Raw genomic sequence first — 7,404 nt, forward strand, 5'->3', positions numbered from 1 at the left:
CGCACGAGCTCAAGAACCCGATCGCCTCGGTGCGCTCGGCGATCGAGGGGCTGGGGCGGGTCAGGACCGACGAGCAGCGCGCGCAGCTGCTCGCGATAGCCGACGAGGATGTGCGCCGGCTCGACCGGCTGGTGAACGACATCAGCGAGGCGAGTCGCGTCGACGCGCAGCTGTCGCGCACCCTGTTCGAGCCGATCGATGTCGGGATGATGATCGAATCGATGCTCGCGTCGCGCGCGGCGCGCGTCGATGCCGCGGCGCCGCATCCGCGCGTCGCCTTCGCACGGCCGCGCAAGGGTACGACCGTCGTCATGGGCGATGGCCACCGGCTCGAACGCGCGATCGACAATGTCATCGACAATGCGATCAGCTTCTCTCCCGCCGCGGGACTGGTCTGCATCTCGGCGACCCGCCTTGGCGATGAAGTGCATATCAAGGTCGACGACGACGGTCCCGGCATCGAACCCGAGCAGCGTGACGCCATTTTCCGTCGTTTCCACAGCGAGCGCCCGGCCGGCGAGGCCTTTGGCCGCCACAGCGGGCTGGGTCTCGCGATCGCGCGGACGATTGTCGAGGGACATAGTGGCACGATCAACGCGCGGGACCGGGACGACGCCAAACCCGGTGCCAGCATGCTGATCACCCTCCCGGCACGCGATAGCGGGCAGGTGGCGGGCTGATTCCTTCCTCCTATCGCCTTGCAGCGCCGCATCCGCGCCGGTAAGCCTGCGCGATGCTTCCGAGCCGGACCAAAACGGAAATCGTCAATATCCACGCCAGCTGCGTCGCCGCGGGCAATGGCGGCGTGCTGATTCTCGGCAATTCGGGTCAGGGGAAGTCGGACCTTGCACTGCGGCTGATCGACCGCGGCGCGAGACTGGTCGCCGACGATCGCTGCGACATCTGGTCCGAACGTGATCGCCTGTGGTGCCGTCCGCCGGAAAATCTGGCCGGCAAGCTCGAGGTACGCGGAATCGGGATCATCGAGCGCCCGTGGACGGCGCCCGTGCCGCTGGCGCTCGCGGTGCGGCTGACCGACCGTTACGATCGCATGCCCGCCGTCAATCAGGTCGAGACCGTCGCAGGCCGCCCGCTGCCCGCGCTGCTGCTCTCGGCCTTTGAGGCGTCGGCGCCGATCAAGATCATGCTCGCGCTCGAACAGCTGGCGCCCGGCGCATGAGCGGGAATGCCGAATCGCGCCTGTTGCTGGTGACCGGCCTGTCGGGTGCGGGCAAGTCGACCGTGCTCAAGGTGCTCGAGGACCTGGGCTGGGAGGTCGTCGACAACCTGCCCCTCGCGCTGCTCGAAACGCTGATCGAGGCGCCGGTGCAGCGCAGCGAGGCGGGGCGCCCGCTCGCGATCGGAATCGACAGCCGCAGCCGCGGCTTCCGGCCCGCGCTGCTCGTGCGGCGGATCAAGGATTTGCGCGAGGCCGGCGGGCGCGACATCCAGACGCTCTTTCTCGACTGCGCGGGCGCCGAGCTCGAGCGCCGCTTCTCGGAAACGCGCCGGCGGCACCCGATGGCCGAGGACCGCCCCGCCGCCGACGGGATCGCGCGCGAGCGCGAGATGATGGAGCCGCTCCGCCGTTGGGCCGAGCATGTCGTCGACACGACCAATTACAGCAGCAACGATCTGCAGCAGGAAATCCGCCAGCGGTTCGGCGATACCGACGAGGGCGAGCCGGTACTCAACGTCATGAGCTTCGGTTTCGCGCGCGGATTGCCGCGCAATGCCGACCTGGTGTTCGACATGCGCTATCTGCGCAATCCGCACTGGGACCCGAAGCTCAAGCCCGGGACAGGGCTCGACGCCAATGTCGCCGCCTATGTGATCGCCGACCCCGCCTATGAAGACAGCGTGTCGCAGATCGAGAAACTGATCCTCACCCTGCTGCCGCGCTACCGGGCGGAGGGCAAAAGCTATGTCACCATCGCTTTCGGCTGCACCGGGGGGCGCCACCGCTCGGTCCATGTCGCGGCGCGTGTTGCCCAAACGCTACGCGAGTCCGGATATGAGCCAACGCTGACCCACCGCAATCTTGACTCCGCCCCGCAAGATGGGCTTGAGGGCAGGCCCCCGCCCGCGTCTCCCGCATCCGGCGGCAAAACATAAGGGTCGACGACTGCATGCCGAACGATAAGGCTCTGCCGCTTCTGGGAATGGTGCTCGTCACCCACGGCCGCCTTGCCGAGGAAATGGTGCGCGCGATGGAGCATGTCGTCGGGCCGCAGCGCGCCGTCGCGACCGTATGCATCGGCCCCAACGACAATATGGAGATGCGCCGCAAGGAAATCGCCGACGCGATTCGCAAGGTCGATGAGGGCCGCGGCGTCGTGATGCTGACCGACCTGTTCGGCGGCACGCCGTCGAACCTCGCGATCAGCCTGCTCGAGGCGGGGCGCACCGAGGTGATCGCCGGGGTCAATCTGCCGATGCTGATCCGCCTCGAAAGCGCGCGCAAGACCATGGAATTGCGCGCTGCGGTGATCGCGGCGAAGGAGGCCGGCCAGAAATATATCTCGGTCGCGTCGGAAATGCTGGGGGTGGGACCATGAACGAGGTTTCCGAAACCGTCGAAATCACCAACCAGCGCGGTCTTCACGCGCGCGCGAGCGCCAAGTTCGTGACCTTCGTCAGCCGCCTGCCCGAAAGCGTGTCGGTCGAGGTCGAGAAGGGCGGATCGCGCGTCAACGGCACCTCGATCATGGGCTTGATGATGCTCGGCGCCGCGAAGGGCGATTCGATCACGATCCATACGAGGGGCGACGGCGCAGACGCCGCACTGCTGAAGCTGGTCGGGCTGGTCAAGGACAGCTTCGGCGAGGATTGACGCCATGGCCACCGGCCGCCGTTCCCAGATCGAGAGCCTGTCCAATCCGCTGATCAAGCGGATGCGGCTGCTGCGCGAGAAGCGCCATCGCCGCGAGGAGGGCCTGTTTCTCGCCGAAGGGCTGCGCATCGCGACCGAGGCGCGCGAGGCGGGCATTCTACCGCAATGGCTGTTCCTCGGCCCCGAAGGCGATACGCATCCGCTGGCGAAGGCGCTTGTCGCCGACACGGTCGCGGCTGGCGGCGAGGTCATCGATACGACGGGAGCGATCCTGTCGAAGCTGTCGGGCAAGGACAATCCGCAGACCGTCGTCGGTATCTACGCCGAACCCGGAACGACGCTCGCCGATCTCGACCGTGACGCGGCACCGATCTGGCTCGTCGCCGAGCGGCTGCGCGACCCCGGCAATCTCGGCACGATGCTGCGCACCGGCGATGCGGTCGGCGCAGGCGGACTGATCCTCCTCGGCGAGAGCACCGATCCCTATGCGGTCGAGGCGGTGCGCGCCAGCATGGGGGCGATCTTCACCCAGAAGCTGGTGGTTGCACGCTGGGAGGCGTTCCTGCCGTGGCTGCGTTCCGGAGCCGGCCAGCTTGTCGCAACATGGCTTGGCGGCGACACCGAGGATTATCAGGCGGTGCGTTATGCCGCCCCGACCTTCATCCTGACCGGCAATGAATCGCAGGGCATGCCCGCCGACTATGCCGCCGCCGCCGACGTCCGCGTGAAGATGCCGATGATGGGCAAGGCCGACAGCCTCAACGCCGCGGTCGCGACCGCGGTGATGGCGTATGAGGTGCTGAACCAGCGGCGGAACCGATAGGCCGCCACGCCGTTCATCGATCGATCAGCATGAAGCGTTCAGAAGGTGCCGCATGATCAGGATCGCCCTACCCGCCGCTTTTATCCTTGCCCTCGCCGCCTGCGCGCCCGCCGCCGAAACGCCGCCGCAAGGCCCGGGCGAGCAGCCCGCGGCCTATATGGCGCTCGGCACCGAGCCCGGTTGGACGCTCGAAATCACGCCGTCGCGGCTCAACTATGATGGTGACTATGGCGAGACGAAGATCATGGCGCCGAACCCCGGCGCGAAGCCGTCGTTCAATGGCGAGCGCTATGTCACCGACCGGCTGACGATCAACGTCACCCACGCGAAATGCAGCGACGGGATGAGCGACCGCCGCTATCACGATAAGGTGACGGTGACCGCCGACGGCAAGACGGTGAAGGGCTGTGGCGGCAAGATCCTGCCGCCGACCGAACTTGCCGGCACCAACTGGATCTTCGTGTCGATCGGCGGCACGCCCGTCGCGGGTGACCGGCCGACGGCACTGCAATTCGACGGAAACCGGCTTAGCGGCAGCGCGGGCTGCAATCGCTTTTCGGGGACCTATTCGGTCGATGGCGGCACGCTCAAGGCCGGGCCGCTGATGGCGACCGAAATGGCATGTCCGGGAATGGAGTTGGAACAGGCCTTCTTCAAGCTGATGACGGCGCCGGTCAGCCTGACCTTTGCCGACGACGGGACGCTGATTTTGACAGGATCGGGCGGACAGACGGCGGTGCTGAAGCGCGCGATCTGACGCGTCAGTCGTTGGCGCCGCCCGCACCCGACAGCTTCGAAAGCGGACGCGCCGCCTGCTCCGCGACCGGAAGCGCCGGAATTTCCTTGTCACCGGTTTCGATGTCGAGCGTCTCGAAACGCTTCGCCTGCGTCAGCACCTGCGATTCGAAGCTGCCGACGAAGGCGTTGTACGCGCCGGTGGCCTGATCGAGATTTTTGCCGACGCGCGCGATGTGCGCCCCCATCACCGACATGCGCGCGTAAAGATCCTTGCCGAGCGCGGCGATCTCGCGCGCCTGGTTGGCCAGTTTTTCCTGCCGCCACACCGCCGCGACGGTCCGCGCGATCGCGATGAGGTTGGTCGGCGTCGCGAGCAGCACCTTGCGTTCGAACGCATAGTCCCAGAGCGCGGGATCCTGATCGAGCGCGGCGGCGAGAAAATGTTCGCCGGGCACAAACATCACGACGAAATCGGGGGTGTCGGCGAACTGGTTCCAATAGGCCTTGGCGCCGAGCGTGTTGACATGCGCCTTCATCGCCGCGGCATGCGCCGCGAGATGTACCGCCTTTTCGCGCTCGTCGAGCGCGCCGAACGCATCCTGATAGGCGTTGAGCGATACCTTTGCGTCGATGACAAGGCTTTGCCCGCCGGGCACCTTCACCACGACGTCGGGGCGCAGCCGTCCGCCGTCGCCTTCGACGCTGACCTCGGTCTGGAAATCGGCATGTTCGGAGAGGCCGCAGCTTTCGAGTACGTTGCGAAGCTGCTGCTCGCCCCAGCGCCCGCGCGCCTTCGGGGCGTTGCGCAGCGCATTGACGAGCTTCGCGGCCTCGCTCGACACACGCTCGGTGCCTTCGCGCATCGCCGCGATCTGGCCGTGGAGCAGGCCGAACGCGTCGCGCCGCTCGGCCTCGACCTTGCCGACGGCTTCTTCATATTTCTGCAGCCGGTCGTGGACGGGGCTGAGCAAGGCCCTGAGATTCTGCCCGGCCGTCTCCTCGCTCTGGCGGAAGCGCGCGTCGGCGCGTTCGAGAAACGCCTTTTGCGCCTCGCCGAGCATCGTCTGCCCGACCTCGCGGAACTGCGCCGTCAGCGCCGCCTGCGCATCTTTGAGCTGCGCGATCTGCATGTCATGCGCCTCATCGCGCGCCTTTTGCTCGCTGAGCAATGCCGCGAGCCGGATATCGGCCGCCTTGCGCGCCTCGGCCTCGGCGGCAAGGTCGGTCACCGCCGTCTTGAACCGCTCCGAAAGCCCGTCGCGCTCGGCCTTGAGCGCCCCCGATTGCCGGCCGGCGAAAAGCCAGCCGATGAGGCCGCCGATAGCGAGGGCGATAAGGGCGACGACGAGTGCGGTTCCATCCATGGCAGGAACATAGGACGAACACCGTCCCTCTGGCTAGTCGGTAATTGTCACTCGCATCTTGCCGCGCCCCATGAGGATGGCAGGATCGCGCGATAGGCATCGACACCCGGCGCGCCGCCGACGACCATGCCCTGCGTGAGCAACCAGTAATGGCGGACGATCTCGGCCTGCTGTTCGAGTCCGTAACGTTCGAGAAGCCGGCCGGGCTTGAGGCTGTAGCTGTAAGTCGCGAACGGATGGCGCATCAGCACCAGATACCAGCGGCCGCGCGTCTGCGCCTGCCAGACATGCGTCATCTCGTGGATGAACAGGCCCTGCAGGCGCTGCGACGCCGCGCTGAAATCGTCGCAATAAAGCTCGCCATGCGGATTGAAATGCAGGCTGCCCATCGGCGCCATGACGATGTGGCGCGGCTGGAAGAATATCCATTTATGGTTGTTCACCCGCACGCGGTCATAGGCGATCGCGTCGCCGAACACCGACCGGGCGAGCGCGATTTCGCCAGGCGTCAGAGGTCGCGACGGACGCGGCACCGATGCTTATTTCTTCGCGGCGTCCGGCGCCGCCGTTTCGGCGCCCTTCTCCATCGAGCCATGGTCCATCGCGCCATGGTCGGCGGCGTCGGCACCTTCGGCGGGCTTGATCACCATATCGAAAAGGATGCGTTCGTTGTTGTTGTTGGTGAAGACGAACGCCATCGGCAGCTTGCCCGCGCGCACCGCGGCGCCGTTGATGCCCCAGATCATCAGATGCTTGCCGCCCTGTTTGAACACCAGCTCGCCCTTGGCCGGCACGTCGGCGCGCAGCAGCGGCTTCATCGTCACGACGCCATTCTCGCGCACGCTTTCGTGCATCTCGACGCGCTGCGCGAGGTCGGCGGTCACCGCGACGAGCTCGACCGGCTGCGGGCCGCCCTGCACGCGGAAATAGCCGACCGCGGGGCGGTCCGGCGTCGCCCCCATCACGATGTGCCCGCTGACGACGTTCAGCGGCTTTCCGGCGCCCAGATTTTCGCCGCAGCCGTTCAACGTCAGCGCCGCGGCGGCAAGAGCGAGGATCGCAAAAGGTTTCATTTCGGGAGGACTCCGTAAAAGCGCGTCATTTCCCGTCCCCGATAAGCCCTGAAAGCCCTTGTGCCAAGGATAAGCGCACCTATATCGCCCCCAGAAACCCCCCATGGGACTCAACGGACGGCGTGCCTTTTCAGGGCGCCGGAGAAGCAACAAGGACGAGTAACAAATGGCCAAAGTGATCGGGATCGACCTCGGCACCACGAACAGCTGTGTCGCGGTGATGGAAGGCGGAAAACCCAAGGTTATCGAAAATGTCGAAGGCACGCGCACGACCCCGTCGATCGTCGCCTTCGCGAAGGATGGCGAGCGCCTGATCGGCCAGCCGGCGAAGCGCCAGGCCGTCACCAATCCCGAAAACACGATTTTTGCGGTGAAGCGCCTGATCGGCCGCCGCTTCGACGATCCGATGACCAAGAAGGACATGGAGCTCGTCCCTTATGCCATCGCCAAGGGCTCGAACGGCGACGCGTGGGTCAAGGCGGGCGGCGAGGATTATTCGCCGTCGCAGATCAGCGCGTTCATCCTTCAGAAGATGAAGGAAACCGCCGAAGCCTATCTGGGCGAAAAGGTCGA

The 7,404-nt window shown here is 66.1% G+C and carries 11 protein-coding genes; 8 read left to right on the top strand and 3 right to left on the bottom strand.

Going from position 1 to position 7,404, the window contains the following annotated elements; all coding sequences use genetic code 11:
- The 7 genes from JHC57_RS19965 to JHC57_RS19995 all read left to right on the top strand — a co-directional run.
- Positions 1 to 680: HAMP domain-containing sensor histidine kinase (locus JHC57_RS19965; RefSeq protein WP_294032345.1), on the top strand; the 680-nt coding region annotated here is incomplete at its 5' end.
- A 53-nt stretch (positions 681 to 733) separates the two neighbouring features.
- Positions 734 to 1,180, top strand: a complete 447-nt coding sequence (locus JHC57_RS19970) for an HPr kinase/phosphorylase (RefSeq protein WP_294032346.1) — start codon at positions 734 to 736, stop codon at positions 1,178 to 1,180.
- Positions 1,177 to 2,115, top strand: coding sequence for an RNase adapter RapZ (gene rapZ, locus JHC57_RS19975; protein WP_294032347.1), 939 nt, complete (start codon positions 1,177 to 1,179; stop codon positions 2,113 to 2,115). The genes JHC57_RS19970 and rapZ overlap by 4 nt, the downstream gene beginning before the upstream one ends.
- Positions 2,116 to 2,129: 14 nt before the next feature.
- Entirely contained in the window at positions 2,130 to 2,558 is a 429-nt protein-coding gene (locus JHC57_RS19980; protein ID WP_294032348.1) for a PTS sugar transporter subunit IIA, read from the top strand.
- Positions 2,555 to 2,833 carry an HPr family phosphocarrier protein gene (locus tag JHC57_RS19985; RefSeq protein ID WP_294032349.1) on the top strand — a complete coding sequence of 93 codons (279 nt, stop codon included), beginning with the start codon at positions 2,555 to 2,557 and terminating at the stop codon, positions 2,831 to 2,833. Before JHC57_RS19980 ends, JHC57_RS19985 begins: the two co-directional genes overlap by 4 nt.
- 4 nt (positions 2,834 to 2,837) lie before the next feature.
- Positions 2,838 to 3,656 carry an RNA methyltransferase gene (locus JHC57_RS19990; RefSeq protein ID WP_294032350.1) on the top strand — a complete coding sequence of 273 codons (819 nt, stop codon included), beginning with the start codon at positions 2,838 to 2,840 and terminating at the stop codon, positions 3,654 to 3,656.
- A 52-nt stretch (positions 3,657 to 3,708) separates the two neighbouring features.
- On the top strand, positions 3,709 to 4,413 hold the full coding sequence (locus JHC57_RS19995) for an META domain-containing protein (protein WP_294032351.1): 705 nt from the start codon (positions 3,709 to 3,711) through the stop codon (positions 4,411 to 4,413).
- A 4-nt stretch (positions 4,414 to 4,417) separates the two neighbouring features.
- Here the strand turns inward: JHC57_RS19995 and rmuC are convergent, their stop codons facing one another.
- Genes rmuC through JHC57_RS20010 form a run of 3 tightly spaced genes read right to left on the bottom strand, consistent with a single transcriptional unit; the run spans position 4,418 to position 6,831 of the window.
- Entirely contained in the window at positions 4,418 to 5,758 is a 1,341-nt protein-coding gene (rmuC, locus tag JHC57_RS20000; protein ID WP_294032352.1) for a DNA recombination protein RmuC, read from the bottom strand.
- 47 nt (positions 5,759 to 5,805) lie between these two features.
- Positions 5,806 to 6,291, bottom strand: coding sequence for a vgr related protein (locus JHC57_RS20005; protein ID WP_294032353.1), 486 nt, complete (start codon positions 6,289 to 6,291; stop codon positions 5,806 to 5,808).
- A 6-nt stretch (positions 6,292 to 6,297) separates the two neighbouring features.
- The gene (locus tag JHC57_RS20010) at positions 6,298 to 6,831 is read right to left on the bottom strand and encodes a copper chaperone PCu(A)C (RefSeq protein ID WP_294032354.1); all 534 of its coding nucleotides are present in this window, start codon (positions 6,829 to 6,831) and stop codon (positions 6,298 to 6,300) included.
- Between the two features lie 166 nt (positions 6,832 to 6,997).
- Between JHC57_RS20010 and JHC57_RS20015 the strand changes: the two genes are divergently transcribed.
- Positions 6,998 to 7,404, top strand: a 407-nt coding sequence (locus JHC57_RS20015) for an Hsp70 family protein (RefSeq protein WP_294032355.1), incomplete at its 3' end; no start/stop codon positions are given.

Origin of the sequence: Sphingopyxis sp., from assembly GCF_016463645.1 — a bacterium.
Classification (GTDB): Bacteria; Pseudomonadota; Alphaproteobacteria; order Sphingomonadales; family Sphingomonadaceae; genus Sphingopyxis.